This is a genomic window from Rhodoferax sp. LS1R11, from assembly GCF_056521395.1.
This window is the reverse complement of record NZ_JBWMAW010000014.1, coordinates 57,729-83,854: the sequence shown is the minus strand read 5'-3', so window position 1 is coordinate 83,854 and position 26,126 is coordinate 57,729. Positions and strand designations below refer to the sequence as shown.

The following is a 26,126-nucleotide window of genomic DNA, read 5'->3' as shown; positions in this document are numbered from 1 at the left end:
GTGTTGTGCTTAGTGATCAGCAGGCGCTGATTCACTTTGGCGGGTGTCTGTCTTCTGGTTGGCGCGCTTGATGGCGGATACCGCCGCGTGGGCGACTGCGGCTGCCCCTACCACGCCAGCTGCTGTCCCGCCGATTTGATCGGCATTGGCTTCCACGCCAAACTGGTGGATGTTGGTCAGGCGGTCATAGAAAGAGCCTTTGTCCCAGAAGCCGTCTTCCGAGCAGCCGATGCAGCCGTGTCCGGCCTGAATCGGGAAACTCGTGCCCTCATTCCAGCGCGTTGTGGAGCAGGCGTTGTAAGTGGTAGGGCCCTTGCAGCCGACCTTGTACAGGCAGTAGCCCTTGCGTGCGGATTCATCGTCAAATGCTTCAACAAACTGGCCCGCATCGAAGTGGGGGCGGCGATAGCATTTGTCATGGATGCGCTGGCTGTAGAACATTTTGGGGCGGCCCTGGCGGTCCAGCTCAGGGATGCGATCAAAGGTGAGCATGTAAGTGATCACCCCGGTCATCACCTCGGCAATGGGGGGACAGCCTGGCACCTTGATGATGGGCTTGTCAAAAATAACCTTGTGGATGGGCGTTGCCTGCGTCGGATTCGGCTTGGCCGCCTGCACACAGCCCCATGACGCGCAGGAGCCCCAGGAGATGATGGCCTTGGCATCTTTGGCGACGTGCTTCAACTGCTCGATGAAGGGCTTGCCGCCGATGATGCAGCTCATGCCGTCCTGATTCAACGGCGGGTTGCCTTCCACTGCGAGGATGTAGTTGCCCTTGTACTTGACCATGATCTCTTCGAGAATGGCCTCTGCCTGGTGGCCTGCTGCGGCCATCAGGGTGTCGTCATAGTCCAGCGAAATCATGGACAGCACGACATCCTTCGCCAGCGGATGCGCCGAGCGGATGAACGACTCCGAGCAGCAAGTGCATTCCAGTCCGTGTAGCCACAGCACGGGCGTGCGTGGCTTGTTTTCCATGGCATGTGCGATCTGCGGCACAAAGGCGGGCCCCAAGCCGAGTGATGTGGCTGTCAGGGAGCAGTACTTCAAAAAACTGCGGCGGGATATGCCCTGACGGCGCATCACCTCATAAAAAGTTTCCATTGTTGAATGTCTCCAGTTGTTTTTTTGAGCCACTCCGATTACTTTGCTGCCCAAAGCACTCGGGGGTTGCGACCTGTCTTCATGCCCAGGTCTGGCTGATACCGCAATTCACGCGCCAACCTGGTTCAGACCGCGGGAATACCCCTAGGTGCCAATTTAAGTGCCTGTTTTTATTGGTGTAATTTGCGCACTGGAGATCAATTTTTTTGACTCTATTCGCATCTGTGGAAGCTGACCTTTCGGTTGAATGCAACTTCCGGGAGATGCGTGACCAGCCAATAGCAGCCAACGCTCAGCGCTTGCTCTCCGTGGTCGTCGCCATGGATCCCTCTGGCACAGATAGTGCTCATTTACGTTGTTGCGCCGTATCGCAACAAATAAAAATGAGGAGACTTTGACAATGAACTTTTTTTCCAACTGGGGCATCGCCCACCGGCTGTACCTGTTGTCTTCGGTGTTGATTGCTGCTCTTGTTTTGGTGGCCAATGCCGCCTGGGTAAGCCTGACATTGGTCAATGACTTGTCGCAGCAGTCCGCCCAAAGTGATGTACCAGGTTTGGCACGATTGGACCAAATCGAACTTAACGTGACACGTCTTTCTTTGATACGTCTTGAAGGACTGCCGATCGCCGCCCATGCAGATATGGACGATCTGAAGAATCAGACCAACCATGCGCTGGATGCGCTTGATGACGGTGCGACTGATTCGGGTAGTCGGGTATTTGCTCTATCTCTTTTGCCGAAGTTACAAGCCTTGTGGACCATGAACACGGTCGACCCGGCCAAGGGTCAGCCGTTGGCCGGTGACCTGTCGGACTACAAACACGTACTGGACTTGGTGAAGGATGAGAAAATTCGTCGGCGCCAATCACTTGAACACACGCTCGCTGAAGTCGGCTTGCAGGCCCGTGACGCCCGAACCCGTGTTTCGATCATGGTCGTCGCCGTGGCCTTGGGCTTACTTGCTTTTTCCTGGTACATCTCCCATCTTCTGTTGCGTCGGGTCGCCACCGCTCGGCAAATGGCCGAGCGGGTTCGTGAAGGAGACCTGACACGTGTCTCCGTTGACGGTGTCCATGACGAATTTCACCCCCTTCTGTTGGCGCTGGCGAGCATGCAGAATGCACTGATGAACGTGGTCTGCAACGTGCGCCACGGCGCGGAGTCAGTTGCAACGGCCAGTGTGGAGATTGCGCAGGGCAATCGTGACCTGAGTATCCGCACCGAAGAACAGGCCATAGCTCTTGAGGAAGCCGCCGAATCGATGGCTCAGCTTGATGGGATTGTTCGCAAAAATGCTGATGGCGCACTGCTGGCGCGGCAGCTCGCTCAGGATGCTTCAGGCGTGGCAAGCCATGCGGGCGATGTGGTCGAACGGGTCGTGGACACCATGCGGGGCATTGATGACAGTGCCCGCAGCATTGTGGACATCATTGGCGTGATCGATGGTATTGCCTTTCAGACCAACATTCTGGCGCTGAATGCTGCCGTGGAGGCTGCCCGTGCCGGCGAGCAGGGAAGGGGATTTGCGGTAGTGGCCAGCGAGGTGCGAAGCCTCGCCCAGCGCAGTGCCGACGCGGCCAAACAAATCAAACACCTCGTCAATACCAGCGTTGCACGCGCTGGGCAGGGTAGTTTGCTGGCCAACGACGCGGGAAACGCCATGCAGCAAGTGGTGACGGCTATTGGCCGCGTGACCCAAATCATGGACGATATCAGTGCTGCAAGCCAGCAGCAAAGCAGCCGACTCTCCAGGGTCAGCGATGCGGTCACGCAGATGGGCCGCTCAACCCAGCAAAATGTGGCCCTGGTGGAGCAGATGTCCGCTGCGGCGGACTGCCTTCGGGCACAAGCGCAAGAACAGGTGCAGTGTGTGGCCGTGTTTCGCTTGGACAGCGCAGACGATAGGGGCGATATGGCCATCTTTGCCACCGGAATGCGCGCAATACCAACGCCTCGATTGTTAACGCGATAAGGCAACTGTTAGAGCCTGCACCGGGAGGCAGACAAATCAAATGGGGTATGTTCGGGGAAATTGAAAACAGGAAACCACAAATTGCAGAAAAATAGGCCTTTTGATCGTGTTGCCGAGATCCCCGAGCCTGAATTGAAAACCCGTCGGGAAGCACTGAAACACGGTGCCATCGTTGTCGGGCTTTTGGTCTCCACAGGGCTGTTCCCCCAGTACGCTTGGGCGGCCTACAACACGCCAGCCTTTGAAGCCCGGAGTGTGGAGGGCGCCGTCCGGGCGCTGGGCGCGGGCGTGCCGGTTGAGAGCCTTGATGTGGTGCTTGGGGCGCCAGAAGTTGCCGATGACGGTGCCTCGGTGTCGCTCTCGGCATCGACGTCATTGCCGGACGTCCGTCAGCTATTGATTCTGGTCCAGAATAACCCCGCTGCGTTGGTGGCCGTGTACCACTTGACCGACCGCGTGGAGGCGAACATTGCGACGCGGTGCAAGATGGACCGGTCGTCCGATGTCTACGCCGTGGCTGTGATGGCCGATGGCCGTGTTTTGTTTGCAAAAAAGGCCGTCATGGTGATCCTGGGGGGCTGCGGTGGTTGACCCGCTTGTGCTTCCCACGCGGATCAACGCGAAAGCAATGGGTGACCGGGTCAGCGTTCGTGTCTTGATGAGCCACCCGATGGAGTCCGGTCAACGCAAAGACGCCGATGGCAACACGGTGGCGCCGTGGCATATCCAGGCCGTGTCTGTTACCCACAATGGCGAGACCGTGCTGACGACCCAATGGGGGCCTGCGGTCTCTAAAAATCCGTTTCTCCAGTTGGTTGTCAAAGGCGCGAAGACTGGTGACAGGATTGGGGTGAGTTGGACGGACACCCGTGGTGAGACGCGCGCCGATGAAACCACCGTGCTTCCCCCCTATGTTTAAGGAAAACGTGTGCACATGCCGATGAAACTGATGGTGGGTCTTGCCTGGGCTTGTGCCACTGTGTTGGCCAGCGGTGCGCAGGTGTTGCCGGTGCGCAGCATGGCGGCCGCCTGTGCGGGATGCCATGGCACCCAGGGTGTTGCGCAGCCGGGCATGGCGTCGTTGGCCGGGCAACCCAAAGACGAGCTGCTCCGACTACTGATGGACTTCAAGAGTGGCCGCAGGCCGGCTACCCTCATGAACCAACTGACCCGAGGCTACTCGGATGAGCAGCTTGCACAACTGGCGGATTATTTCGCCGCGTTGAAGTAACCGGGGGCCCTCATGCAGCGTCGTCAATTTATAAAAAAAATCGGGAGTGGTGCCGCGCTGGGCGCACTGGGCATCGCATCGGGCTGCGCGACCTCGGGCCATCAACGCGGCGCACATGTGGTGGTGGTCGGCGGCGGTTATGGGGGCGCCACGGCGGCCAAATATGTTCGGCTATGGTCGGACTACGGCATCAACGTGACCTTGGTGGAGCCAGCGTCGTCGTTCATCTCCTGTCCGCTGTCCAACCTGGTGATTGGCGGCAGCAAAACCATGGCGGACATCACGTCGTCGTACGACCCGCTGGTGTCCAGGCATGGTGTCAGGCGGGTGCGTGACAGCGTTACCGCCATTGATGCGGACCGACGGGTTGTCCGGCTGGCGGGTGGTGGCGTGCTGTCTTACGACCGGCTGATTTTGTCGCCCGGGGTTGACTTCATGTGGGAGACCTTGCCCGGCATGGGCCAGCCCGGTGCGCAGGACCAGGTGCTGCATGCCTGGAAGGCCGGTGCGCAGACCGTGGCCTTGCGCAAGCAACTGGAGGCCATGCCCGATGGGGGTGTTTTTGCCATCAGCATTCCGCTGGCGCCGTACCGGTGTCCGCCGGGTCCCTATGAACGTGCGTGCCAGGTGGCGCACTATTTCAGCCAGGCCAAACCCAAAAGCAAAGTGCTTGTCCTGGATGCCAATGACGATGTCACCTCCAAGGGGGCGCTGTTCAAAAAAGCATGGGCTGATCGGTACAAGGGCATGGTGGACTACCTGCCCACGCACGCCGCCGTTGATGTGGATGCCGCCACCAGCACGGTCAAGTTCGAGTTCCATGACGACATCCGGGCCGACGTGCTCAACGTGATTCCCGCCATGCGCGCCGGTGACATTGCCGTCAAGGCAGGCCTGGCCACGGCCAACAAGCGCTGGTGCGAGGTGGATTTTTTGACTTTCGAGTCAAAGGCTGCCCAGTACATTCATGTGCTGGGCGACGCGATCCAGATTGCGCCTGCCATGCCCAAGTCGGGCCACATGGCGAACCAGCACGGAAAGACCTGCGCTGCGGCCGTGGTGGCCTTGCTGACAGGGCAGAGTCCCAACGCGACCCCCATCTACAACAACGTCTGTTACAGCTTTGTCAGTGACGAAGCCGTGGTGCATGTCGCCAGTGTTCACACCTACGACGCGCAAAGGAAAACCATGGTGACGGTGCCGGGTTCTGGCGGTGTTTCCGGGGAGGCCAACGCCGTGGAGGGCCGCTATGCGATGGCCTGGGCACACAACATCTGGGCCGACACCCTGGGCTGAGTCTTGTTGAGTCGTGCTTTTGTTCAACGCGAGAGCGCGTTGCGAATCCAGTAGCTTAGCGCGTCCACCACGACCACCAAGGCCAGCATGGCCAGCAGGACCGTACTGGTTTCTGCCATCTGGAACAGGCCCATGTGAAACGCCAGCATCTGGCCCAGACCGCCTGCACCCACCACGCCCAGCACAGCCGCCGCGCGGATGTTGTTTTCCCAGCGGTACAAGGTGTAGCTCATCAACTGCGGCAGCACCTGGGGCAGGGTCGCATACCAAAACACACGGCCTTCGCCCACGCCACGGGTACGCAGGGCAAAAGCAGGTCCGGGCGGTGCGTTTTCGATCGCCTCGGCGAACAGACGGCCCAGCACGCCCGAGGTGTGCAAGCCCAGCGCCAGCGTGCCGGCAAACGGCCCCAGGCCCGCCGCGACCAACAGCAACGCGGCCCACACCAGCTCGGGTATGCTGCGCAAGGCATTGAGCAGCAGCCTGGTTGCACCGCGCCAGCGCGCCGGGTCTTGTGGGTGAACACGCGCGGCCGGCAAGGCCAGCGCCAGGCCCAGCAGCACGGCCAGCAAGGTGCCCAGGGCTGACATGGCCAGGGTCTCCAGCGAGGCCATCAGCACTTTGCTGAGGAAGGCCGCACCGGTCTCGGGGTGTAGCAGTTCTCCCACAAAACGGCCCATGCGGGTGGCGGCGTCCCATGAGTAGAACTTGGCCCATTGCAAGTCCAGCGTGGCAAAGCTGGCCACGACCAACATCACCACGCCCAGCACCAGCCAGCAGGCTTTGCAGCGGGCATCGAACAGCTTGGGCGGCAGTTTGTAGGTGTCGTTGGCGGCGCGGGGCTTCATGCCAGTACCTTTCGCAGTGCCGCACTCAGGCGGTCGGCCAGCCACACCAGTGTCATGAAGACCAGCAGGATGCTGGCAACCTCCGACCCATTGAACATCTTCATGGACGAGTCCATGAGCTGGCCCAGGCCGCCTGCGCCCACAAAACCGAGCACCGCGCTGGAGCGGATCGCGCACTCCCAGCGGTACACGGTGTAGCTGGTCAGCTCGCCCGCGTTTTGGGGCAGCAGGCCGTAACAGAAGGCCTGCAGGCGGCCAGAGCCATTGCGCATAAGGCTGGTGGTGGCGTGGGCGTCGCCGCTTTCCAGGATGTCGGCGTACACCTTGCCCAGCATGCCGCCATAGGTGAGGGCAATGGCCAGCACGCCCGAGGTCGGGCCCAGGCCCACCACGCGCACAAACACCAGCGCCCAGACCAACTCGGGCACGCTGCGCAGCACCATCAGCGTCCAGCGCGCCCCTTGTCTCAGCAGGCTGGGCAACAAGGCCATGCGACCGCTGAGTGCTGATAGGGACAGCACCCGCACGGACAACAGCGACAGCGGGACGGCCAGCAAGAGCGCGAGCGTCAGCCCCGCGGTGGCCATGGCCACGGTGCGCCAGGTTTCACGCGCCAGCAGCAGCAAAAAGTCCGCATCGGTGCGTGGCGGAAAGAAAGCCGCCAGAAAATTCAGTGTCGGCTTCAGGGCGCCCGGCTCCAACAACACCCAGGGCTTGAATTCGGTCAGCACCAGCGTGGGCCACAGCAGCGCCAGGCTGGCGAGCACCCACAACAGGCGTCCACGCCATGCGGGGTCGCGCTGCGCGGGGCCGGGGTGGACGGCAGTTAGCGGCAATGCATCACCACGGGTGCGGAGGGGGCGGGGAAGGTGTCGTCCCCGGGCATGGCCGGGCCAGTGAGTTCGTGCAGGTGCTGCGCGTACAGCGCCTGCAGGTGCTGCGGGCTGACGTCGGCTGCGGGCAGGTCAAAGGCCAGCATGCCATCGCGCAGGCCGATGATGCGCGGAAAATGGGCCAGCGCCATTTCCACATGGTGCAGGGTGCTCACCAGCGTGGCCTTGCGGTCACGGGCCGCCTGGGTCAGGGTGTTCAGGGCGTGTTGGGCGCGTGTCGGGTCCAGCGCTGACAAAGGCTCGTCCACCAGAAACAGGCTGGCCTGGGACACTAGGGCGCGGGCCAGGCTCACGCGCTGGCGCTCGCCGCCCGAGAGGCGGTCCACGCGGTCAAACAGCTTGTCGCTCACGTCAAAACCGGCCAGCGCACGCTCGGCACGGGGAATATCCAGCGGATAAAACAGGCTGCGCAAGCTGGTCCACACGCCTTCATGCGGCAGGCGTCCCGCCAACACGGCGGTGACCACGCGCTGGCGTGGCGGCAGGGGCGGCACCTGGGGGGCCAGAAACAGCGCGCCGCGCAGGTCTTGCAGTGCGCTGCGCGAGAGCGTCCACGGGTCCTGGTCGTCCAGCCGCAGGCTGCCGGAGGACGGTTTGAGCGCGCAGGCCATCAGGTGCAGGAGCGTGGTTTTGCCGGCACCTGACGGGCCAATGACGGCGACCTGCTCACCGGCGCGCACGTTCAAACTCAAGCCTTGCAGCGCAGGCGCTGTGCCTTCTCTGGCCGACGGGTGGCGGCCAGAGAGGTTGCACAGTTCTATTTTCATATAAGAAAAAGGCCTTTAGCCCAGGTGGGACGTGCGTAGTAAGCTATTAAAAGCATAGCGTTTTGGGGGCAGGTTACTTCAGCAAACCGGCACTGCGCGCCGCGGTTTCAATGCCCTTGTAGTTCTCCGCCTTGGTGGGGATGAAACGGGTGGCGCGCTGCAGGTCCAGGATTTCCTTGCCTTCTGCCGTGTTGCGGTCCAGGGCGAGGAAGGCCTTGGTCAGCTTCTCGCGTTGGGCCGCAGGCATGTCGGCGTGCACGGTCCAGTTGTAGTCAAAGTAGCCGGGCGTGGTGTAGAACACCTTGACCTTGGTGGTGTCGACTTTGCCCTCCGCCACAAACTTTTCCCACACCGACATGTTCAGGGCACCCGCCTCAACCTTGCCCGCGGCGACGGCGGCAATGGTGGCGTCATGCGCGCCGGAGTAGGCCACGCGCTTGAAGTCTTTGTCGGGGTCGATGTTGGCCTGCAGCAAGAAGCTGCGGGGCATCAAATGGCCGGAGGTGCTGGACTGCGAACCAAAGCTCACGTTCTTGCCCTTCAGGTCGGCCAGGGTTTTGATGCCGGGGTCGCTGGTGATGAACACCGAGCGGAACTTTTCGTCTTCTTCCCGCTGAACCAGCGGAATGGCTTTGCCGCCTGAGCGCACCAGGGCCTGCACAAACGTGAAGCCGCCGTACCAGGCCAGATCGACCTGCTTGTTGGCCAGGGCTTCGACCGCGGCTGCGTAGTCGGTCACGGGCGTGAACTCGACCTTCATGCCCAGGGTTTTTTCGAGGTATTTCACCAGGGGGGCCGCCTTGCGGGCCAGCTCGGTGGGGGATTCATCAGGGATGGCCGTGACCTTGAATACCGCCTGGGCCTGGGCCAGGGTGGCGGACAGGGCCAGGGCGCAGGCCAGCAGCGTGCGCAGACCGCGCGTGGAAGAAAAACCAGACATAAACACTCCAGAAATAAACAAAAAAAGCAAATTCAATTAGACCTGAAAACACCGCTGCGTGACCTGGCGCCATGGTTGGGCCAGCGTCGCCACAGGAAGGTGGCCGGTCAACGCAACACGATGGGTTCGAGCGCCTCGCCCTGCGCCAGGATGCGCCCGATGACGGCGGTATGAACGTAGCCGAGGGCCTTCAAGGCGGCAACACACGCCTGCACACGATCTGCCGGCACGCTGGCCAGCAGGCCGCCAGCCGTTTGGGGGTCAAAAATCAGCGGGTAGCGCGGGTGGTTGACAAAGGCCTCCTGGTTGCGCAGGGCGCGGCGCAGCCGCACATTGGCGGGCTGCAGCGAACTCACGATGCCCGCCGCCACCGTTTCCAGGGCGCCGTCCAGCAAGGGCAGGGCCACCAGATCCAGCTCGGCATCCACGCCCGAGGGCCTGGTCATCTCCACCAGGTGGCCCAGCAGGCCAAAGCCGGTGAGGTCGGTGCAGGCGGTGGCGCCAAATTCGCGCAGGCACTGCGCCCCCAACCGGTTGGACACCACCATTGATTGCAAGGCCGCGTCAATCCAGCGCCCCTTGGCAGCCAAACGCGCATGCGCGGCAAACAGGGTGCCGGTGCCGATGGGTTTGGTCAGCACCAGCACATCGCCCGGTTGCATGCCGCCTTTGCGGGTGACGGTGACCAGGCTGTCATCAATCAGGCCGTTGATGGCAAAGCCCAGGGCCAGTTCGCTGCCTTCGCCTGTGTGCCCGCCCACCAGGGCGCAACCGGCGTCATTGAGCACCTCGACCGCGCCGGTCATCATCTGGAACAGCAGGTCTTCAACCTTGGCCTCCAGCCCCGGCGGCACCGTGGCAATGGCGGTGGCCGTCTGCGGCTCGGCGCCCATGGCAAAAATATCGCCCAGGGCATGGTTGGCCGCGACCTTGCCAAACAGATAGGGATCGTCCACAAAGGCGCGAAAGAAATCGACCGAATGCACCATCGCCTTGCCCGGCGGCACCCGCACCACAGCGGCGTCGTCCGGGTCGTGCAGGCCAATCAGCACATCGGGCCGCTGCAAGACCGGCAAGCGGCCCAGTGCCCGCGAGAGCACGGTGGCGCCCACCTTGGCACCGCAGCCGCCGCAGCGCATGGCGATGGCCGAGATGGCTTGCAGGGCTTCGTCCTGGTTCAGGGCGAGCTGTGACTTGGGATGGCGCGCGGCGGCCGCCGACTGGGCGGGCATGTCCGGGAAGCGGGAGAAGCTGTCCATGAAGCGCCGGTCAATCCGGTCTTTCCAGCGCCACACCCAGTCACCCCAAAAACCCAAGCCCCCGCGCGAAGCCACGGCGTAGCGGTCCCCCGTGCTGATGAGCGCCAGCCAGCTGGATTGCGGGCGGTAGGCCTGCAAGGCGCGACCCTGCACGCTGCGGCGCAGGTTGTCGGCCAGCGGGCGCCCCATGCGCACGGCAAACACCCCGGCTTTTTCGAGCTTGTGGTATTGCATGGCGGCAATGTCGCCTGCGGCAAAGATGTTCGGGTCGGTCAGTGTCTGCAGCTGGTCATTCACCAGCACAAAGCCGCCGTCATCCAGCGCCAGGCCGGTGGTTTGCAGCCAGGGGGCGCCGCCTGCCTGGGTGACCCACATGATTTCGTCGGCCTGCACCACGGCGCCATCGGTGCACAGCAGCCGTCCGGGTTCGACCTGCGTGACCTTGGCGTTCAGGTGCACATGCACGCCGCGCTGCGCCAGCACGGCGGCAAACTTCTGGCGCACCCGGGCGTTGTGGGTGGGCAGGATGGTGGGGCCCGCGCTGAGCAGGTGAAAGATGAGCAGGTTCGCATCGCGGCCACGGGTTTGCATCTCCTGGCGCAGGCGGTACTGCATGGACAGCAGCAACTCCACGCCCCCCGCGCCCGCACCCACCACGGCAATGCGCAGCAGGCCCTGGGTGTGCAACTGCACGCGCGCCAGAAGCGCCAGCCAGCGCTGGTTGAACCGGGTGATGGGCTTGACCGGGGTGGTGAATTCGTCGGCCCCTGCAACGTCATGCAGTCGCGGCGTGGATCCAATGTTGATGGACAGGCGGTCATAGGCCACAGGCGGGCGGTTACGGCACAGCACTTTGCCTGCGGCCCGGTCGATGCCGATCACATCGTCCCGGTAGAGGCGGGCGCCTGCAAACACGGCCAGCCGGGAGAGGTCGATGTGCGCGTCGTCATAGCTGTAGTGGCCCGAAACGTAGCCGGGCAACATGCCGGAGTAGGGGGTGTGCACATCGGTGCAGATGACGGTCAGGCGCACACCCGGCTCGGGCGCCATGCCAAAACGCTTGAGCACGCCCACGTGGCTGTGGCCGCCGCCAATCAGCACAATGTCTCTGGCAATGGGTTGTGAAAGGTTTTGCATCGGGGAACGAGTCTCAAAGGTCAGGCGCAAAGGCTCGCCACCAGCTGGTGCAGGTGGCGGCACTCGGCCTCGGTAGAAAACAGGGGCGCACGCGCCGCGCACTGTGCCTGCAGCGTGGCCAGAAAGGCCGCATCGTGGCGGCAGCGGCGCAGCAAGGCGACCAACTGCGCCGTATTGTCCCAGTCAAAGTAACCGGCATAGTTAGCGCCCAGCATGCCCACGTTGCCCGCAATGCGGGACGCCAGAACCGGGGTGCCGCAGCGCACGGCCTCCATCACCACATGGGCGCCGCCTTCCATGCGGCTGGTGTGCACCAGCACATGCGCGCGCTGGATGCGTCGGCGCGTGGTCTCATGCGGCAGGCCGCCCAGCCAGCGGTAGTGCGGGCAAGCCCCGGCGGTGGCCTGGGCCTGGGCTGCCAAAGCCGGGTCCAGTGGCGCGCCAATGTGGTCAATGCGAATGGCCTCGTCCATGGCCAGCAGGGCGGCCGCGGCAAACAGGGTGTGGGGCGACTTTTCTTCACGCAGGTGGCCCACCATCACGGCTTTGAGAAAGCGCTTGGGTTTGTCCAGGGTGATTCGCGCCGGGGTGGACTGGAATATCACCATGGCCCGCGCGCGCATGTCGCCGGGCAGGGCTTGCACGCCCAGCTCCTGCAACAACACCAGTTGCTGGGCCAGCTGCAGCGAGCGCTGGGCCTGTGGGTCAGTCTGGATGTCACGGTACAGGTCGGTCCCGGTCAAGATCACCGCCAGGCCGCGGGCATGCTGTTGCGCCCAGGCGGCAATGGAGGCGGCCGATCGCCGGGCGTGCAGGGCCAGCATGCACGTGTCCTGGTCGGCAGCCGGGCCGTCGGGCCATTGGGTGACGATGCGCACTTTCAGCTTGGCGCCCTTGGCGTCCGGGCGCTGCAGCAATTGCTGCCAGCGGCGGGCGGTTTGCCAGTTGCCATTGTTGGCGTCCGCCAGGGCGGGGCTCACGATCACCACCTGGGGGTTCATGGCCCGGCGGGTGCCCATAACACCGCAAAACGGCCCTGCTCGGGCGTTGGCGCATCGGTCCAGACCTGCGGGGTGGCAAATCCGGCTTCGTGCAGGAGCTTTGAGATGCCCGGCACCGTCCACTTGTAGGAGTTTTCGGTGTGCATGCGCTCGCCTTGTGCAAAGGCGCGCTGGCCACCGGGCCATTGCACGGTCAGCGCACGTTGCGCGACCAGGTGCATCTCGATCCGGGACTCCGTGGTGTTGAACAAGGCCTTGTGGGCCCAGTCCGCCAGGTGCATGTTGCAGCCCGTCAGGCGGTTGACGTTGGAGATGAGGTTGCGATTGAATGCGGCAGTCACCCCCAGCGCGTCGTCATAGGCGGCCTCCAGCTCGGCGGTATCTTTCACCAGGTCCACACCCATCAGCAAGCCGCTGCCCGCGACCGGGCCACAGGCGGCGCGCACCTGGCGCAAAAACACCAGCGCCTGCTCCGGCGTGAAGTTGCCAATGCTCGACCCCGGGTAAAACAACACCCGCGGGCCCGCGCCGGGGTCGTCCACCTCGGGCGGCAGGTTCAGGCTTTCCGAGAAATCCAGCCCCACGCCCACCATGTCCATGGCCGGGTATTGCCGTTGCAGACACTCCAGCGCACCACGCAAAAAGTCGACCGAAATATCCACCGCCACATAGCGGGCCGGGGCAAAACGCGCAAACAGCGCCGCAGCCTTGCCGCAGTTGCCCGCACCCAGGTCAATCAGGGTGGCGCCTGCAGGCACCTGGCAGGCCATGGCCTCGCCATGCTGGCGAAAGATCGCGGCCTCGGTGCGTGTGGGGTAGTACTCGGGCAGCTCGGTAATGGCCTCAAACAAGCGGGAGCCGAGTGAGTCGTACAGAAACTTGGGTGACACCTGCGCCCCCCCGGGCTGCGGGTTGTTGGTGAGCCCTTTGAGCAACTCGTGGCGAATGACGTCGGCGCTGTCATGGTGCAGCTGGATGAATTGGGGCGTTTTCATAGTGGATTTTTAGCGTCGTTTCCAGTCATGGTACTTGCGTACCCAGCCCAGCAGTTGGTGGGGCTGGTGCGCCCGTTTCCATTCCCCTGCGGCGTATTTGTTGGCCTCTGACAGGGTGGGGTAGGTGTGGATGGTGCCCAGGATCTTGTTCAGGCCCAGCCCGTGCTTCATGGCCAGCACCCACTCGGCCAACAGGTCGCCCGCATGGGTGCCCACAATCGTCACGCCCAGAATGCGGTCCTTGCCGGGCACGGTCAGCACCTTGACGAAGCCACGGGCCTCGCTGTCGGCAATGGCCCGGTCCAGGTCGTCGATGCCATAGCGGGTGACCTCAAACGCCACGCCTTGTTCTTTGGCCTCCTGTTCATTCAGGCCCACGCGCGCCACTTCGGGGTCGGTGAAGGTAGCCCAGGGAATGACCGAGTAGTCGGCCTTGAATTGCTTGAAGTCGCCAAACAGGGCGTTGACCGCCGCATACCAGGCCTGGTGCGCCGCGGTGTGGGTGAACTGGAAGGGTCCCGCCACATCGCCCACGGCGTAGATGTTGGGGTACAGGGTTTGCAAATACTCGTTGACCTCGACCGTGCGCTGCACCGGAATGCCCAGGTCTTCCAGCCCATAACCGGTGAGGCGCGCCACACGGCCCACGGCGCACAGCAACTGGTCAAATTCAATGCGCGTCTGCTCGCCCGCGTGCTCAACGACCAGAACTTTGGCGGCACCTTGCAGCTCGCAGCGCAGGGCCTTGTGGCCGGTCAGTACCTGCACGCCATCCAAGCTCAGGGCATTGGCCACCAGCGCGGACACGTCCGCATCTTCGCGCAGCATGAGGCGGGGCGCCATCTCCACCTGGGTGACCTGGGAGCCGAGCCGGGCAAAACTTTGCGCCAGTTCGCACCCAATGGGCCCACCGCCCAACACCACCAGGCGCCGGGGGACGTCATCGAGTTGCGCAAACGTGTCCCATAGCGTGTCGCTGGTCACAAAACCGACCTCATTCAAACCCGGCAGCGGCGGCACCAAGGGGCTGGCACCGGCGGCGATGACGATGTTGCGGGTGGTCAGCACCTGTTTGCCGCCGCCGTTCAGGGCAACCTCGACCGTCCAGGGGTTGATGATCTTGGCGTAGCCCTGTAGCACGTCCACGCCCAGGCTGGTGTAGCGCGCCACGCTGTCATGGGGTTCGATGGCGGCAATCACCTCTTGTATGCGCTGCATGACTTTTTTAAAAGAAATAAGGCTGTAGCCCCCGTCCGACGTGCGGATAGTGCTATTTAAACCATAGCGTTCTGCATGCTGCATCTGGTGCGCCAGCCTGGCGCTTTTGATGAGGGCCTTGCTGGGCACACAGCCATAGTTCAGGCAGTCGCCGCCCATTTTGTGCGCCTCGACCAACGTGACCCTGGCCTTGACGGCGGCGGCAATGTAGGCCGACACCAGCCCGCCCGCACCCGCGCCAATCACGATGAGGTTCCGGTCAAACGTCTTGGGCCGCACAGCCGCCCAGCGTGCGTAGACCTGGCGTTTTTTGATGGCATCCACCCCCTTGCGCGCCAGCAACGGAAACACGCCCAGGAGCACGAAGGAGCCCAACAGCGCCGGGCTCAGGATGCCCTTCAAAGAGTTGATTTGCGACAGCTGCGTGCCCGCATTCACGAACACGGCCGTGCCCGCCAGCATGCCCAGCTGGCTCACGGCATAAAACACCGAGGCCCGCATCTTGGTCAGGCCCATCACCAGGTTGACGACAAAAAACGGCACCAGCGGCACCAACCGCAGGGTAAACAGGTAAAACGCGCCGTCTCTTTCAATCCCGCGATTGATGTCGGCCAGACGTTTTGAAAACCTGGTCTCCATGCTGTCGCGCAGGACAAAACGCGCCGTCAAAAACGCCAGGGTGGCCCCGATGCTGGAGGCAAATGACACGATCAGCAGGCCCCAGCCCAGCCCAAAAACAGCGCCACCGGCCAGGGTCAAAATGGTCGCGCCGGGGACGGACAGGGCGGCGGTCAGCACATACAGGCCGAAGTAGGCCGCCGCCACCGTCAGGGGCTGTTGCGCATACAAGGCTGCAAAGCTGGCCTGGCTTTGCTTGAGGTAGTCCAGGCTCAGGTAGCGGCCCAGGTCCAGCGCCATGAAGGCGCCTATGGCTGCCACGACAGCGACCAGCAAGGTGATTTTTTTGATGTTCATGGCGTCTGGGGTTTGCAGGGTGTCAGTCGGCGCGCGGGCTGTGTTCTTTCTAATGTAATGGGGGGCAGGCGGCGGCTGACACAGGCATGCGTGATATCTGTAAAGCCCTGCACTTTGCTGTAGTAACAAAAAGAGATGGACCACATTCGATGGTTGTAACTACAATTAGGTCAGTGCATATCGATTTCGACCCTGGCAAAAACGACACCAACATCCGTGAACGTGGACTGCCGTTTGAGCGTGCGGTTGACTTCGACTTTGATACGGCGATCGTCAAGCAGGACACACGCAAGCCCTACCCCGAAATGCGGTATGTGGCCGTAGGGCTACTTGAGGAGCGGCTGCATGTGCTGTGCTTCACGCCGATTGAAGGCGGCATCAGGGTCATCAGTTTTCGCAAGGCCAACACTCGGGAAGTTAAAGACTATGAACAAACGTACCCCCCTCATTGACGCTGACGGCGAAGTTCGCGAATTGACCGCGGTGGATCTGCGCACGTTCAAACCCGCCAACGAAGTTTTACCCCTTGCGCTGCAAAAAACATTAGGCATGCGCCTGCGCGGGCCACAAAAGGCGCCTACCAAGGTTTCCACCACCATCCGCCTGTCCAGTGATGTGGTACAGGCCTTCCGCGCCACTGGCGAAGGCTGGCAAACCCGTGTGGATGCGGCTTTGAAAGACTGGCTCAAGACGCATTCGCCGGTCTAGTCAGCAGATCAGGGCGAGGCTCTCTTATGCCGAATGAAGCTCTCCAACTGGCCTTGCAAGCGGGTGGTGCCAACGTGTACCGCACGCATAAATAAAGAAAAACAAATATGGACAAGGACCTCGCACAACACACCCCCATGATGGCCCAGTACCTGGGTCTCAAAGCCGACCACCCCGACACCCTCTTGCTCTACCGCATGGGCGACTTCTACGAGCTGTTTTTTGCAGACGCCGAGAAGGCCGCCCGCTTGCTCAACATCACGCTCACCCAGCGCGGCCAGTCGGCCGGGCAGCCAGTGGTGATGGCGGGTGTGCCGTTTCACTCGGTCGACACCTATCTGGCCCGGCTCATCAAGCTGGGCGAGTCGGTGGCTATTTGCGAGCAGATGAGCGAGCCCACCGGCAAAGGCCCGGTGGAGCGCAAGGTGGTGCGCGTGGTCACGCCCGGTACCCTGACCGACCTGGAGTTGCTGAGCGACAAGACCGAGTCGCTTTTGCTGGCCGTGCACCAGGGCCCGCGCAATACCTGTGGCCTGGCCTGGCTCAGCGTGACGCAGGGCGAGGTGCATCTGGCCGAGTGCACGCCCGATGAAGTGGGTGAGTGGGTGGCTCGCATCAGCCCGGGTGAGGTGTTGTTCAGCGCCGGTGCCACGCCGGCATTTGAGGCGCGGCTTCGCGGTTTGCAGGCGACGGCGGGGCTCTCCATCACCGTGCGGCCGGACTGGCAGTTTGATGCTGGCCTGGGCGAGCGCACGCTGCTTACCCAACTCCAGGCCGCCAGCCTGGCCCCCTGGCAGGCGCAAGACCTGCCCCAGGCCCACGCGGCCGCGGCCGCACTGCTGGGTTATGCCGAACACACCCAAGGCCGGGCACTGACCCACGTGCACAGCGTGCGCGTGCAGCGCAATGACGAACTGATTGACCTGCCCCAAACCACCCGGCGCAACCTGGAACTCACCCAGACCCTGCGCGGTGAAGAAAAGCCGACGCTCTTTTCGCTGCTGGACACCTGCATGACCGGCATGGGCAGCCGCTTGCTGAAAAACTGGCTGCTCGCCCCCCGGCGTGACCGCTCGGAGGCCCAGCAACGCCTGGGCGCCATCGCTGCTTTGCGCGCAGGCGCATGGGTCAAGCTGCGCGAACAACTCAAGGGCAGCACGGACGTGGAGCGCATCACCGCCCGTATTGCACTGCGCCAGGTGCGCCCGCGCGAGCTGGTGGCGTTGCAACAGACGCTACAAAAAGCAGAGCTGCTAGCGCACGTCCCACGGGGGCTAGAGCCCTATTTGACTCAAATATCAACGCATTTGCTGCCGCCTGAGGGTTGTGCCGAGTTGCTGGCCCGTGCCATCGACGCCGAACCCGCCGTGCTGGTGCGCGACGGTGGCGTGATCGCCAACGGCTTTGACGCCGAGCTGGATGAGTTGCGCGCCATCCAGACCAACTGCGACAGCTTTCTGCTCGACCTGGAGGTGCGTGAAAAAGCCCGCACCGGCATTGCCAACCTGCGTGTGCAGTTCAACAAAGTGCATGGCTTCTTCATCGAGGTCACGCAGGGCCAGGTGGACAAGGTGCCCGACGACTACCGCCGCCGCCAGACCTTGAAGAATGCCGAGCGCTTCATCACCCCCGAACTCAAGGCTTTTGAAGACAAGGCCCTGAGCGCGCAGGAGCGGGCGCTGGCCCGCGAAAAATGGCTGTATGAGCAAGTGCTGGACCAGTTGCAGGCCTTTGTGCCCCGGCTCACGCAAGTGGCCCGCGCCCTGGCCACGCTGGACGTGCTGTGCGCCCTGACCGAACGCGCCTTGACGCTGGACTGGTGCGCCCCGCAGTTTGCCAAGGAGCCCTGCCTGGACATCACCCAGGGTCGCCACCCCGTGGTGCAAGCCCGCCTGGCGGAGACCAGCAGCGGTGCCTTCATCGCCAACGACACGCGCATGGGCCCCAAGCAGCGCATGCAAATCATCACCGGCCCCAACATGGGCGGTAAATCAACCTACATGCGGCAGATTGCGGTGATTGTGCTGCTGGCCAGCATGGGCAGTTATGTGCCCGCCAGCGCCTGCCGCCTCGGCCCGATTGACGCCATCCACACCCGCATTGGCGCCGCCGATGACCTGGCCAACGCCCAGTCCACCTTCATGCTGGAGATGCTGGAAGCCGCGCAGATTCTGAACGCTGCCACGCCCAACTCGCTGGTGCTGATGGACGAGATTGGTCGCGGCACCAGCACCTTTGACGGTCTGGCGCTGGCCTCGGCCATTGCCACCCAGTTGCACGACAAGACGCAGGCCTACACCTTGTTTGCCACCCATTACTTTGAGCTGACCGAGTTCCCGGCCAAGCACCACGGTGCCATCAACGTGCACGTGAGCGCGGTCGAGTCGGGGCGCGACATCGTGTTTCTGCACGAAATCCAGCACGGTCCGGCCAGCAAGAGTTACGGCATTCAGGTGGCCCGCCTGGCGGGCATGCCTGCCGCCGTGGTCAACCACGCCCGCCACACGCTGGAGACGCTGGAGGCCCAGGCCTCCGAAAGCCAGGCTCAGGTGGACCTGTTTGCGGCACCGCCTGCTACAGAAAACATAGCTGCCAGCGCCATAGAGGCAGCGGTTGCAGCCCTGAATCCTGATAATTTGACACCGCGGGAAGCGCTGGATGCGCTGTACCAGCTCAAGAAACTCAGTGTGGCCCCATGAGCAGCACCGTCGAGTGGTACGCCCAGCTCACCAAGCCTTTTTTTGCGCCGCCCGCGTGGGTGTTTGGCCCGGCATGGACGGTGCTCTACATCATCATTGCCATCAGCTTCGGGTTTGTGGCCTGGCAGTGCTTCAAGCGCCGCTTGCCTTGGCGCGTGCTGTGGCCGTTTGTGCTGAACATGGTGTTCAACCTGGCCTATACGCCCATCCAGTTTGGCCTGCGCAACAACGAACTGGCCAGCGTGGACATCTTGCTGGTGCTGGGCACCTTGCTGTGGGCGCTTGCCACCATCTGGCCGCGTGCAAGGTGGGTGGCGCTGGTCAATATGCCCTACCTGATGTGGGTGACATTTGCCACTGTGCTGCAGCTCAGCATCACCTGGTTGAACCGGTAGACAGCAGGCTCACCACATGGGGGTGATGCCCTTCATCCGCCATGTCTGCTGCTGTTTTGCCGCGGCTGTCTTTCAGACTCCGATCAGCGCCCTGGTCCAGCAGCAGTTGGACCGATGACGCGTGGCCGTAGGCGGCTGCCCACATGAGAAGCGTGAGATTATTTTCCAGCGGGGCATTCACGGCAGTTCCCGCGCGGATCAACGCCGCCAGACACGCCTGGCACCCACTGCCTGCGGCATAGGTGGCCGCATTTTTTTTGACGCGATCAACGGGCTCTATGTGGGCTCCGGCCACCAGCAGCTTGCGCAGGACGTCGGCATTGCCGCTGAATGCGGCCCCCATGACGGGGGTTACCCCGGCGAGGTTGGCCAGATTGACATCGGCACCGGCTTTGAGTAACACCGCCACCAGTTCCGTGTTGCCCCTGGCGGCGGCCAGGTTCAAGGGGGAGTCGCCATTGCGGTCACGCGAATTGACCTTGGCACCCTCGTCCAGCAGCACAGCGACCCGCGCAACCCGTCCTGCCTTGGCGGCCAGGACGAATTGGCCATTGATGTTGATTTGATCCATGCCCTGCTGGGCGATCGCCTGAAAAAAGCTGCACCACAGCACAGCCACCCACAAGCTCAATCGGAAGGGTCTTAATTTATACATTGCGCTTCTCCTGCAGGGAGCCTGAAATGGGGTCCAACCGTCAGTGCGAGTGTGCTTTGCCGACCAGTCGTTCATCGTTGATTTTTATCAATTCGGCGCCTGTCTTCCCTGAATTTAATCGTTGGCTGGGGCGCACTTTTTTATGGAAAGCCCACCCCTGCGGAACTCAAAACCAATTACCGGAGATGACAAATGAAACATTTGAAATCAAGCAAAGGGGGCGGTGCCGCTTTGGCACTGTGTGTCGTTGCTGGCATGGCCAGCGGGCAAGAAATCCAGGGTCAAAAAAACATGGGCGCGGGCGCCGTGACGATTGCCAAAGGCATCAATGTGACACAGGCCCAGCTCAATGGCGCTGGTGCCCAGGCCGCAGACTGGCTGCACACCCATGGCGACTACGCCCAGACCCGGTTCTATCCCGGCAAGCAGATCCATGCGGGCAACGTGAACAAGCTCCGGCCTGAATTTACCTTTCAGACCGAGGTGCGGGAGTCGATGGAAACGGCCCCCATCGTGGTGGATGGCGTGATGTACATGACCACCTCCTACAACCACATCTATGCGCTGGATGCTGTGACCGGTGCCGAGTTCTGGCACTACAAACACAACATGGGGCCCATCACCACCTTCTGTTGCGGACCCAACAACCGCGGCGTTGCGATTGAGGGCGGCAAGGTGTTCATGGGGACGCTGGACGCCAAGCTGATGTCGCTGGATGCCAAGACCGGCAAAGTGTTGTGGGAGACCGAGATTGCCGACCCTGAAAAGGGCTACAGCGAGACCATGTCGCCCACGGTCGTCGAAGGCAAGGTGTTGATCGGCACAAATGGTGGTGAATACGGCATTCGCGGTTTTGTCAAAGCGTTTGACTCGGCCACGGGCAAATTGCTCTGGACTTTCTACACCATTCCCGAGACAGGCCATGAAGGCGTGTGGGCCGAGAACGATGCCACTGGCCGCAACATGAAGCGCGACATCGCGGCGGAAAAAGCCCAACTCGCACGCGACAGTTCTTTCTACCAGACGCTGGGCGGCGGTGTCTGGATGAACCCTGCCGTGGACCTGAAGACGCGCACCATCTTTTTCGTGGTCGGCAACCCGTCGCCTGACCTGTATGGCGCCGAGCGGCCCGGAGACAACCTGTACACCGACTCCATGGTGGCGGTGGACCTGGATACCGGTGCGTACAAATGGCACTCCCAATACATTGCCCACGACGTGTGGGATCTGGATGCGGTCAGTCCGCCCATCCTGATGGATGTGAAGGACAACACGGGCAAGATGATTCCGGCGGTCATCCATGGCGGCAAGACCGGCCACATTTATGTGCATGATCGCGTTGACGGCAAGCTCATTCGTTTCTCGGAGGCCATGATCCCGCAGGAAAACATGTGGGTGCTGCCGACACCGACCGGCGCACGCATGCTGCCAGGCGCCAACGGCGGCGTGGAGTGGTCGCCGATGGCGGTGAACCCCGAGTTGCGCATGGCCTATGCACTGAATCTGCACCAACCCATGACCTACCACGTGGAAACTGCCAAATACCCGGGTGGCAAGCTTTGGCTCGGCGGCGCCTTCAAGGTGGTGGAGGGCGAGAAGCAGTGGGGCCGTCTTGCGGCTGTCAATGTGGACACCGGCAAGATGGCCTGGAAGTTTGACACCGAGCAGCCGCTGATTGGCGGCGCCCTGGCGACCGCGGGCGACCTGGTGTTTTACGGCGAAGGCAATGGCCTGTTCCGCGCCCTTCATGCCAAGACCGGCAAGCTGCTGTGGGAGTACAACTGCGGCGCTGGCGCCAACGCCATGCCCGTGTCGTACGCGGTCAAGGGCCGTCAGTACATTGCCATGGGGTGCGGTGGAAATACCCAGATTGACTTCAAGCGGGGTAATTCCATGGTCGTGTTTGCGCTGGCGAACTGAGCCTTTCTGTTAAAGACATTTACACCATGCGCAACCCTTTTGTGCGTGTCGCGCTGGCCGTTCTGATCACTTTGTGGCTTGGGACGGCTGCAGCGCAGAATGTTGAAGCCGGGCGCGTCAAGGCACAGGCCTGTGCTGCGTGCCATGGCGTAGACGGAAACTCCCTGTCAGGCCTGTTTCCCAACCTGGCGGGGCAGAGTTGGCGGTATCTCTACATCCAGCTCAAGGACTTCAAGGAGGGACGAAGGACCAACGCCTTGATGACACCCATGGCCATGCCCTTGAGCAGGGAAGACATGATTGATATCGCCAACTACTTCGCCGGCCAGACGGCCAAGCCCTCCACGTTCAAGGCGGATGACACCAAGGTCAAGCTCGGCAAGGCCAAGGCCGATGAAACGCTTTGTGCGATGTGCCACTTGGGCGCCTTTGCCGGGCAGAACGAAATTCCCAAGGTGGCGGGGCAACAATACGATTACATCGTTCAGCAGTTGCGTGATTTCAAGGAACGCAAACGCACCAACGATGCGGGCAACATGACGAGCGTGTCACAAACCTTGAGCGATGCCGATATCGAAAACCTGGCGCACTACATCACCAGCCTGCGCTGAGCCCGCTGTAGTGGGTGGGTGTTGCCTGCACGGCCCGTAACAACTCGGCGGGGTAGTGTCGCAACAAAGACATGCTTTGCTCAGGACGGGCATCCAGCCAGGCGTCGTAATGGGTTTCTGGCAGGACCACGACGGCATGCTGGTCATCGGCCGGTTTGTGCAACAGGCGCATCAGCGGGTGATGAGCCGCATGGCGAGTGAGCACGGCAAAGCTGTGCACTTGCGCACCTTGCGGTGACTGCCAGACCGACCACAAGCCGGCCATCCCCATCGGCTCGCCGTCCGCGCGGGCAATGCGCGTGGGAATGGGCCTGCCACTGCGCCAGTCAGGCTCATAAAAAGCCTCAGCCGGAATGATGCAGTGCTGGCCCCGCTTCCAGGCATCGCGAAAGCTGGGTTGTGAGGCCGCGGCTTCACTGCGGGCGTGGTACGTTGTTTTGGCGATCCGGGTGTCCCGTGACCAGGATGGCACCAGTCCAAACAAACCCAAGAGCGCTTCCCGCTGGGGCGCAACACCATCGCCTGTGCTGGTAGGTGAATGGCGCCGAATAAAGGTGCCTTCGTAGCCGGGCCACATGTCGGTCTTGCCCATGTCACGGGGCGGGCTCACGCCAAACTGGCGCCTGTAGCGCTCCTGTTCCCTGATGCCCTGGTAATGACTGCACATGGCGAAATCGTAACCTGATCAATGAGGCACGAATGGTGATCAATTTTTTAAGGTGCATCGCATGACGCTCCTTGAGCGTGACAGCGTTTGGCACAGAGAAGCAATACAACGATGCGGGACAGTGGTTTGTGATCTCGCCTGGCAGTGTTACCGTGAACAAAAGCACCGGAGATATGACGGTTGAATGCAAAAAAGAAGGAAATCTCGCGGGTCAAGAAATGCTTGTGTCAAAAGCGAATGGCTCTGTGTGGGGCAACATCCTTGTCGGCAGAGTCAATGCATTGATTTGCGCGTCAGTCTTGATGCTTGTCACCTCGCAAGATATCAAGCAACCGTAAAGTGACATCGTGTACTTTCAACGGCACTGTGTTCGTTGCCGAACAGAACTTCTTGCGATTTGCAGTGATATTGATTGGCAGTGCGTGACCCCGAGCACGACGTTCGTCAAAGATGCATTTGGCGAGAGATGAAATGCAGAAAGGCTTCGAAATGGCTAAAACACGCAAAAATGCAAAACCCGACTCCAATCACGGCAAACTGCAAAAATGTCCTACGGGCATCAAAGGCTTTGATGAAATCACAGAGGGCGGACTACCGAAGAGCCGGATCACACTAATCAGTGGAGGAGCGGGCTCAGGAAAAACCCTTTTGGGAATTGATTTTCTGGTGAATGGCGTGATCCATTACAACGAGCGCGGAGTCTTCATGTCCTTTGAAGAAACCGAGGATGAAATTTATCAGGACGTTGCCTCTCTCAACCTGGATTTGCACGGCCTTGTTTTAAAAGATGAAATTCGCTTCGAACATGTTCTTTTGGACCGCAACGATATTCACGAAAAAGGCGAGTTCAATCTTGAAGGGCTGTTTATCCGCTTGGAGTTGGCTATTGACTCCATCGATGCCAAGCGCGTGGTGCTGGATTCCATTGAGTCATTGTTCGCAGGCATTACGGATGCAGGCGTTCTTCGCCTGGAGATCAAGCGGCTTTTCCGGTGGCTCAAGCAGAAAGAGGTTACGGCCGTCATCACCGGCGAGCAAGGGCAAAACTCATTTACCCGCCACGGTCTTGAGGAGTACATTTCCGACTGCATCATTCTTCTGGACAACAGGGTCCGGCAACAAGTTTCAACCCGCAGAATTCGCGTTATTAAGTACCGCGGCTCAAACCATGGGACCAACGAATACCCTTTTGTGATTGATAAAAACGGGCTTTCCGTCATTCCTATTACTTCGACAGGACTGGACCATCCTGGTACCGCCGAGAAAGTGTCAACAGGCATTGCGTCCCTGGATAAGCTGTTTGCGGGTGGGGGCTACACCAGAGGCAGCACCGTACTCATTTCAGGTACCGCAGGCACGGGCAAAACCAGCCTTGCGGCGGCTTTCACAGTAGAAAGTTGCAAACGTGGCGAACGGTGTCTTTACTTGTCTTACGAAGAATCTCCTGGGCAACTCATTCAAAATATGCGTTCCGTAGGTTTTGATCTGGAAAGGTGGTCAAAAAAAGGACTTTTGAAAATTGTTTCCACCAGGCCTGCTTTTTTTGGTCTGGAGACGCATTTACTCGACTTATACAAAATCCTTGCAGACTTCAAACCAACAGCGGTTGTTATAGATCCCCTGACAAGTCTCATTGGGCAGGCCGACACATCGGAAATCCAGTCCATGCTGACCCGCATGATTGACGCCTTGAAGTCCCAAGGAATCACCGGCGTTTTCACGAGTCTCGTCTCTTCAACGGCCCAAAACGACACCAGTGGTGAAATCGGGGTCTCGTCTTTGATTGACACCTGGATCGTCGTTAGGGAACTAGAAGAAAATGAGGGCAGAAGGCGGACGCGTGGCCTTTACATCGTCAAGTCTCGTGGCACGGGACATTCAAGTGATGTTCAAAAAATGATTGTTAGTGACGATGGAGTTCATCTGCTACCCATGGAGGACGAGGCGACCGCAGGCCCAGATCAGAAAAAGAAAGTCGGCAAAAGTATCAGTGCCAGAAAAAATATAGGTGTTTAACTAATCGACTGACGTCAGGCATATGAGGAAATCTCTTCCTAACTTCGTTGTTGGCATTGGCGGCTCAGCCGGAGGCCTCAACGCCTATAAGGCGTTCTTTGATGCTCTGGCATCCAACACAGGTATGGCATTTGCAGTTATTTCCCATATCCACCCTGCCGCCCATAGTCAATTGGCAAAAATTCTGTCGCGCCATACAAAGATGACTGTAGTGCTTGCCGCATCTGGTATGAAGATACTGGCCAATCAGGTCTATGTGGTTCCTGGCAATGCAGATCTTTTAATTGAGATTGATGTCCTGAAAGTCGTCTCCCCGCGAACATGTAGGAACGCCCAGGTAGATTTATTTTTTACATCGCTCGCAACAGCCATGGGCGAGCGCGCGGTCGGCATTGTTTTTTCTGGCTACGACGGTGACGGTGCCGAAGGCTGCAAACGTATCAAGGCAGTAGGGGGAACAACCTTTACTCAAGACGCTTCTGCCGAAGTAAGCGGCATGCCTCTCAGCGCTCAGGCTACTGGATGTGTTGACTTCGTGCTGTCACCCGACAAAATTCCGGCTGAACTGGATAAATTGATAATCAGAGTTTTTGGGGGTGGAATCGGTGTTGTCACGCCACATTGACGCCTTGGAGCCAACGTTCACCCGCCATGGCTATCGCACCGAGGATCTGGTCGAACTGTTCGATGCCAAAGCGACGGAGATCAAGGCCATGTTCAACAACACGCCAGAGTCGGCAAAGCCGCTGATTGCAAGTCCGACCGGTTTCAAACGCGAGTCACTACACCTGGAGAAGCTGCGGTAGACCTCATTTT

Annotated in this window: 26 protein-coding genes; 15 read left to right on the top strand and 11 right to left on the bottom strand. The window is 61.0% G+C overall.

Annotated features, from left to right (window positions below; genetic code table 11):
• Positions 1-9: 9 nt before the first annotated feature.
• On the bottom strand, positions 10-1,104 hold the full coding sequence (locus AC097N_RS16230) for a hydrogenase small subunit (protein WP_479582794.1): 1,095 nt from the start codon (positions 1,102-1,104) through the stop codon (positions 10-12).
• A 400-nt stretch (positions 1,105-1,504) separates the two neighbouring features.
• Here AC097N_RS16230 and AC097N_RS16225 point away from each other — a divergent pair, with 400 nt between their 5' ends.
• The 5 genes from AC097N_RS16225 (at position 1,505) to AC097N_RS16205 (ending at position 5,606) form a co-directional block, all read left to right on the top strand.
• Positions 1,505-3,079 (top strand): methyl-accepting chemotaxis protein, encoded by a 1,575-nt coding sequence (locus AC097N_RS16225; RefSeq protein ID WP_479582791.1) that lies wholly within the window; start codon positions 1,505-1,507, stop codon positions 3,077-3,079.
• A gap of 81 nt (positions 3,080-3,160) precedes the next feature.
• Positions 3,161-3,670, top strand: coding sequence for a thiosulfate oxidation carrier protein SoxY (soxY, locus tag AC097N_RS16220; RefSeq protein WP_479582788.1), 510 nt, complete (start codon positions 3,161-3,163; stop codon positions 3,668-3,670).
• Positions 3,663-3,998 carry a thiosulfate oxidation carrier complex protein SoxZ gene (gene soxZ / locus AC097N_RS16215; protein ID WP_479582785.1) on the top strand — a complete coding sequence of 112 codons (336 nt, stop codon included), beginning with the start codon at positions 3,663-3,665 and terminating at the stop codon, positions 3,996-3,998. Before soxY ends, soxZ begins: the two co-directional genes overlap by 8 nt.
• Before the next feature lie 15 nt (positions 3,999-4,013).
• Positions 4,014-4,310: a c-type cytochrome gene (locus AC097N_RS16210; RefSeq protein ID WP_479582783.1), complete on the top strand. Its 297-nt coding sequence runs from the start codon at positions 4,014-4,016 to the stop codon at positions 4,308-4,310.
• Between the two features lie 12 nt (positions 4,311-4,322).
• Positions 4,323-5,606, top strand: a complete 1,284-nt coding sequence (locus AC097N_RS16205) for an FCSD flavin-binding domain-containing protein (RefSeq protein WP_479582780.1) — start codon at positions 4,323-4,325, stop codon at positions 5,604-5,606.
• A gap of 23 nt (positions 5,607-5,629) precedes the next feature.
• On the opposite strand, the gene phnE is transcribed toward AC097N_RS16205, so the two are convergent.
• The 8 genes from phnE to AC097N_RS16165 form a co-directional block, all read right to left on the bottom strand.
• A complete protein-coding gene (phnE, locus tag AC097N_RS16200; RefSeq protein ID WP_479582777.1) occupies positions 5,630-6,454 on the bottom strand; it encodes a phosphonate ABC transporter, permease protein PhnE in 825 nt (274 codons plus the stop codon).
• On the bottom strand, positions 6,451-7,290 hold the full coding sequence (locus tag AC097N_RS16195; RefSeq protein WP_479582774.1) for a PhnE/PtxC family ABC transporter permease: 840 nt from the start codon (positions 7,288-7,290) through the stop codon (positions 6,451-6,453). Before AC097N_RS16195 ends, phnE begins: the two co-directional genes overlap by 4 nt.
• Complete coding sequence (locus AC097N_RS16190) at positions 7,281-8,114, bottom strand: phosphonate ABC transporter ATP-binding protein (protein WP_479582770.1); 834 nt, start codon at positions 8,112-8,114, stop codon at positions 7,281-7,283. Before AC097N_RS16190 ends, AC097N_RS16195 begins: the two co-directional genes overlap by 10 nt.
• Before the next feature lie 73 nt (positions 8,115-8,187).
• Complete coding sequence (locus AC097N_RS16185) at positions 8,188-9,054, bottom strand: putative selenate ABC transporter substrate-binding protein (protein ID WP_479582768.1); 867 nt, start codon at positions 9,052-9,054, stop codon at positions 8,188-8,190.
• Positions 9,055-9,161: 107 nt separating this feature from the next.
• Positions 9,162-11,450, bottom strand: a complete 2,289-nt coding sequence (gene selD, locus AC097N_RS16180) for a selenide, water dikinase SelD (protein WP_479582767.1) — start codon at positions 11,448-11,450, stop codon at positions 9,162-9,164.
• 20 nt (positions 11,451-11,470) lie between these two features.
• Positions 11,471-12,451, bottom strand: coding sequence for a selenoneine biosynthesis selenosugar synthase SenB (gene senB, locus AC097N_RS16175; protein WP_479582765.1), 981 nt, complete (start codon positions 12,449-12,451; stop codon positions 11,471-11,473).
• On the bottom strand, positions 12,448-13,446 hold the full coding sequence (egtD, locus tag AC097N_RS16170; protein ID WP_479582763.1) for an L-histidine N(alpha)-methyltransferase: 999 nt from the start codon (positions 13,444-13,446) through the stop codon (positions 12,448-12,450). The genes senB and egtD overlap by 4 nt, the downstream gene beginning before the upstream one ends.
• Positions 13,447-13,455: 9 nt before the next feature.
• Positions 13,456-15,639 carry an FAD-dependent oxidoreductase gene (locus AC097N_RS16165; RefSeq protein WP_479582760.1) on the bottom strand — a complete coding sequence of 728 codons (2,184 nt, stop codon included), beginning with the start codon at positions 15,637-15,639 and terminating at the stop codon, positions 13,456-13,458.
• Between the two features lie 173 nt (positions 15,640-15,812).
• Here AC097N_RS16165 and AC097N_RS16160 point away from each other — a divergent pair, with 173 nt between their 5' ends.
• From AC097N_RS16160 to AC097N_RS16145, 4 genes are all read left to right on the top strand, one after another.
• The gene (locus AC097N_RS16160; protein WP_479582758.1) at positions 15,813-16,091 is read left to right on the top strand and encodes a BrnT family toxin; all 279 of its coding nucleotides are present in this window, start codon (positions 15,813-15,815) and stop codon (positions 16,089-16,091) included.
• Entirely contained in the window at positions 16,066-16,347 is a 282-nt protein-coding gene (locus AC097N_RS16155; RefSeq protein WP_479582756.1) for a BrnA antitoxin family protein, read from the top strand. Before AC097N_RS16160 ends, AC097N_RS16155 begins: the two co-directional genes overlap by 26 nt.
• Before the next feature lie 107 nt (positions 16,348-16,454).
• Positions 16,455-19,046 (top strand): DNA mismatch repair protein MutS, encoded by a 2,592-nt coding sequence (gene mutS / locus AC097N_RS16150; RefSeq protein ID WP_479582754.1) that lies wholly within the window; start codon positions 16,455-16,457, stop codon positions 19,044-19,046.
• Entirely contained in the window at positions 19,043-19,441 is a 399-nt protein-coding gene (locus AC097N_RS16145; RefSeq protein ID WP_479582751.1) for a TspO/MBR family protein, read from the top strand. The genes mutS and AC097N_RS16145 overlap by 4 nt, the downstream gene beginning before the upstream one ends.
• On the opposite strand, the gene AC097N_RS16140 is transcribed toward AC097N_RS16145, so the two are convergent.
• Positions 19,422-20,096: an ankyrin repeat domain-containing protein gene (locus AC097N_RS16140; protein ID WP_479582748.1), complete on the bottom strand. Its 675-nt coding sequence runs from the start codon at positions 20,094-20,096 to the stop codon at positions 19,422-19,424. The two genes, AC097N_RS16145 and AC097N_RS16140, sit on opposite strands and share 20 nt — an antisense overlap.
• A gap of 192 nt (positions 20,097-20,288) precedes the next feature.
• Between AC097N_RS16140 and AC097N_RS16135 the strand changes: the two genes are divergently transcribed.
• Both AC097N_RS16135 and AC097N_RS16130 read left to right on the top strand, forming a co-directional pair.
• The gene (locus tag AC097N_RS16135) at positions 20,289-22,016 is read left to right on the top strand and encodes an outer membrane protein assembly factor BamB family protein (RefSeq protein ID WP_479582746.1); all 1,728 of its coding nucleotides are present in this window, start codon (positions 20,289-20,291) and stop codon (positions 22,014-22,016) included.
• A 26-nt stretch (positions 22,017-22,042) separates the two neighbouring features.
• Complete coding sequence (locus AC097N_RS16130; protein ID WP_479582744.1) at positions 22,043-22,627, top strand: c-type cytochrome; 585 nt, start codon at positions 22,043-22,045, stop codon at positions 22,625-22,627.
• Here AC097N_RS16130 and AC097N_RS16125 read toward each other — a convergent pair.
• Complete coding sequence (locus AC097N_RS16125) at positions 22,611-23,294, bottom strand: SOS response-associated peptidase (RefSeq protein WP_479582743.1); 684 nt, start codon at positions 23,292-23,294, stop codon at positions 22,611-22,613. The two genes, AC097N_RS16130 and AC097N_RS16125, sit on opposite strands and share 17 nt — an antisense overlap.
• Before the next feature lie 71 nt (positions 23,295-23,365).
• Between AC097N_RS16125 and AC097N_RS16120 the strand changes: the two genes are divergently transcribed.
• The 4 genes from AC097N_RS16120 to AC097N_RS16105 all read left to right on the top strand — a co-directional run bounded on the left by AC097N_RS16120 (position 23,366) and on the right by AC097N_RS16105 (position 26,116).
• The gene (locus tag AC097N_RS16120) at positions 23,366-23,632 is read left to right on the top strand and encodes a hypothetical protein (protein ID WP_479582741.1); all 267 of its coding nucleotides are present in this window, start codon (positions 23,366-23,368) and stop codon (positions 23,630-23,632) included.
• A 133-nt stretch (positions 23,633-23,765) separates the two neighbouring features.
• A complete protein-coding gene (kaiC, locus tag AC097N_RS16115; protein ID WP_479582739.1) occupies positions 23,766-25,310 on the top strand; it encodes a circadian clock protein KaiC in 1,545 nt (514 codons plus the stop codon).
• 22 nt (positions 25,311-25,332) lie between these two features.
• Positions 25,333-25,935: a chemotaxis protein CheB gene (locus AC097N_RS16110; protein WP_479582737.1), complete on the top strand. Its 603-nt coding sequence runs from the start codon at positions 25,333-25,335 to the stop codon at positions 25,933-25,935.
• A complete protein-coding gene (locus tag AC097N_RS16105; RefSeq protein ID WP_479582735.1) occupies positions 25,919-26,116 on the top strand; it encodes a hypothetical protein in 198 nt (65 codons plus the stop codon). Before AC097N_RS16110 ends, AC097N_RS16105 begins: the two co-directional genes overlap by 17 nt.
• The last annotated feature ends 10 nt before the right edge of the window (positions 26,117-26,126 follow it).

Excerpts from the sequence above, each read along its gene's own strand:
- AC097N_RS16190 (WP_479582770.1), bottom strand. The coding sequence starts at position 8,114 with ATGAAAATAGAACTGTGCAACCTCTCTGGCCGCCACCCGTCGGCCAGA.
- AC097N_RS16155 (WP_479582756.1), top strand. The coding sequence starts at position 16,066 with ATGAACAAACGTACCCCCCTCATTGACGCTGACGGCGAAGTTCGCGAA.
- AC097N_RS16205 (WP_479582780.1), top strand. The coding sequence starts at position 4,323 with ATGCAGCGTCGTCAATTTATAAAAAAAATCGGGAGTGGTGCCGCGCTG.
- AC097N_RS16210 (WP_479582783.1), top strand. The coding sequence starts at position 4,014 with ATGCCGATGAAACTGATGGTGGGTCTTGCCTGGGCTTGTGCCACTGTG.
- kaiC (WP_479582739.1), top strand. The coding sequence starts at position 23,766 with ATGCAGAAAGGCTTCGAAATGGCTAAAACACGCAAAAATGCAAAACCC.
- egtD (WP_479582763.1), bottom strand. The coding sequence starts at position 13,446 with ATGAAAACGCCCCAATTCATCCAGCTGCACCATGACAGCGCCGACGTC.
- AC097N_RS16135 (WP_479582746.1), top strand. The coding sequence starts at position 20,289 with ATGAAACATTTGAAATCAAGCAAAGGGGGCGGTGCCGCTTTGGCACTG.
- AC097N_RS16225 (WP_479582791.1), top strand. The coding sequence starts at position 1,505 with ATGAACTTTTTTTCCAACTGGGGCATCGCCCACCGGCTGTACCTGTTG.
- AC097N_RS16140 (WP_479582748.1), bottom strand. The coding sequence starts at position 20,096 with ATGTATAAATTAAGACCCTTCCGATTGAGCTTGTGGGTGGCTGTGCTG.
- AC097N_RS16130 (WP_479582744.1), top strand. The coding sequence starts at position 22,043 with ATGCGCAACCCTTTTGTGCGTGTCGCGCTGGCCGTTCTGATCACTTTG.
- AC097N_RS16230 (WP_479582794.1), bottom strand. The coding sequence starts at position 1,104 with ATGGAAACTTTTTATGAGGTGATGCGCCGTCAGGGCATATCCCGCCGC.
- selD (WP_479582767.1), bottom strand. The coding sequence starts at position 11,450 with ATGCAAAACCTTTCACAACCCATTGCCAGAGACATTGTGCTGATTGGC.
- phnE (WP_479582777.1), bottom strand. The coding sequence starts at position 6,454 with ATGAAGCCCCGCGCCGCCAACGACACCTACAAACTGCCGCCCAAGCTG.
- mutS (WP_479582754.1), top strand. The coding sequence starts at position 16,455 with ATGGACAAGGACCTCGCACAACACACCCCCATGATGGCCCAGTACCTG.
- AC097N_RS16145 (WP_479582751.1), top strand. The coding sequence starts at position 19,043 with ATGAGCAGCACCGTCGAGTGGTACGCCCAGCTCACCAAGCCTTTTTTT.
- AC097N_RS16125 (WP_479582743.1), bottom strand. The coding sequence starts at position 23,294 with ATGTGCAGTCATTACCAGGGCATCAGGGAACAGGAGCGCTACAGGCGC.
- AC097N_RS16110 (WP_479582737.1), top strand. The coding sequence starts at position 25,333 with ATGAGGAAATCTCTTCCTAACTTCGTTGTTGGCATTGGCGGCTCAGCC.
- senB (WP_479582765.1), bottom strand. The coding sequence starts at position 12,451 with ATGAACCCCCAGGTGGTGATCGTGAGCCCCGCCCTGGCGGACGCCAAC.
- AC097N_RS16185 (WP_479582768.1), bottom strand. The coding sequence starts at position 9,054 with ATGTCTGGTTTTTCTTCCACGCGCGGTCTGCGCACGCTGCTGGCCTGC.
- AC097N_RS16165 (WP_479582760.1), bottom strand. The coding sequence starts at position 15,639 with ATGAACATCAAAAAAATCACCTTGCTGGTCGCTGTCGTGGCAGCCATA.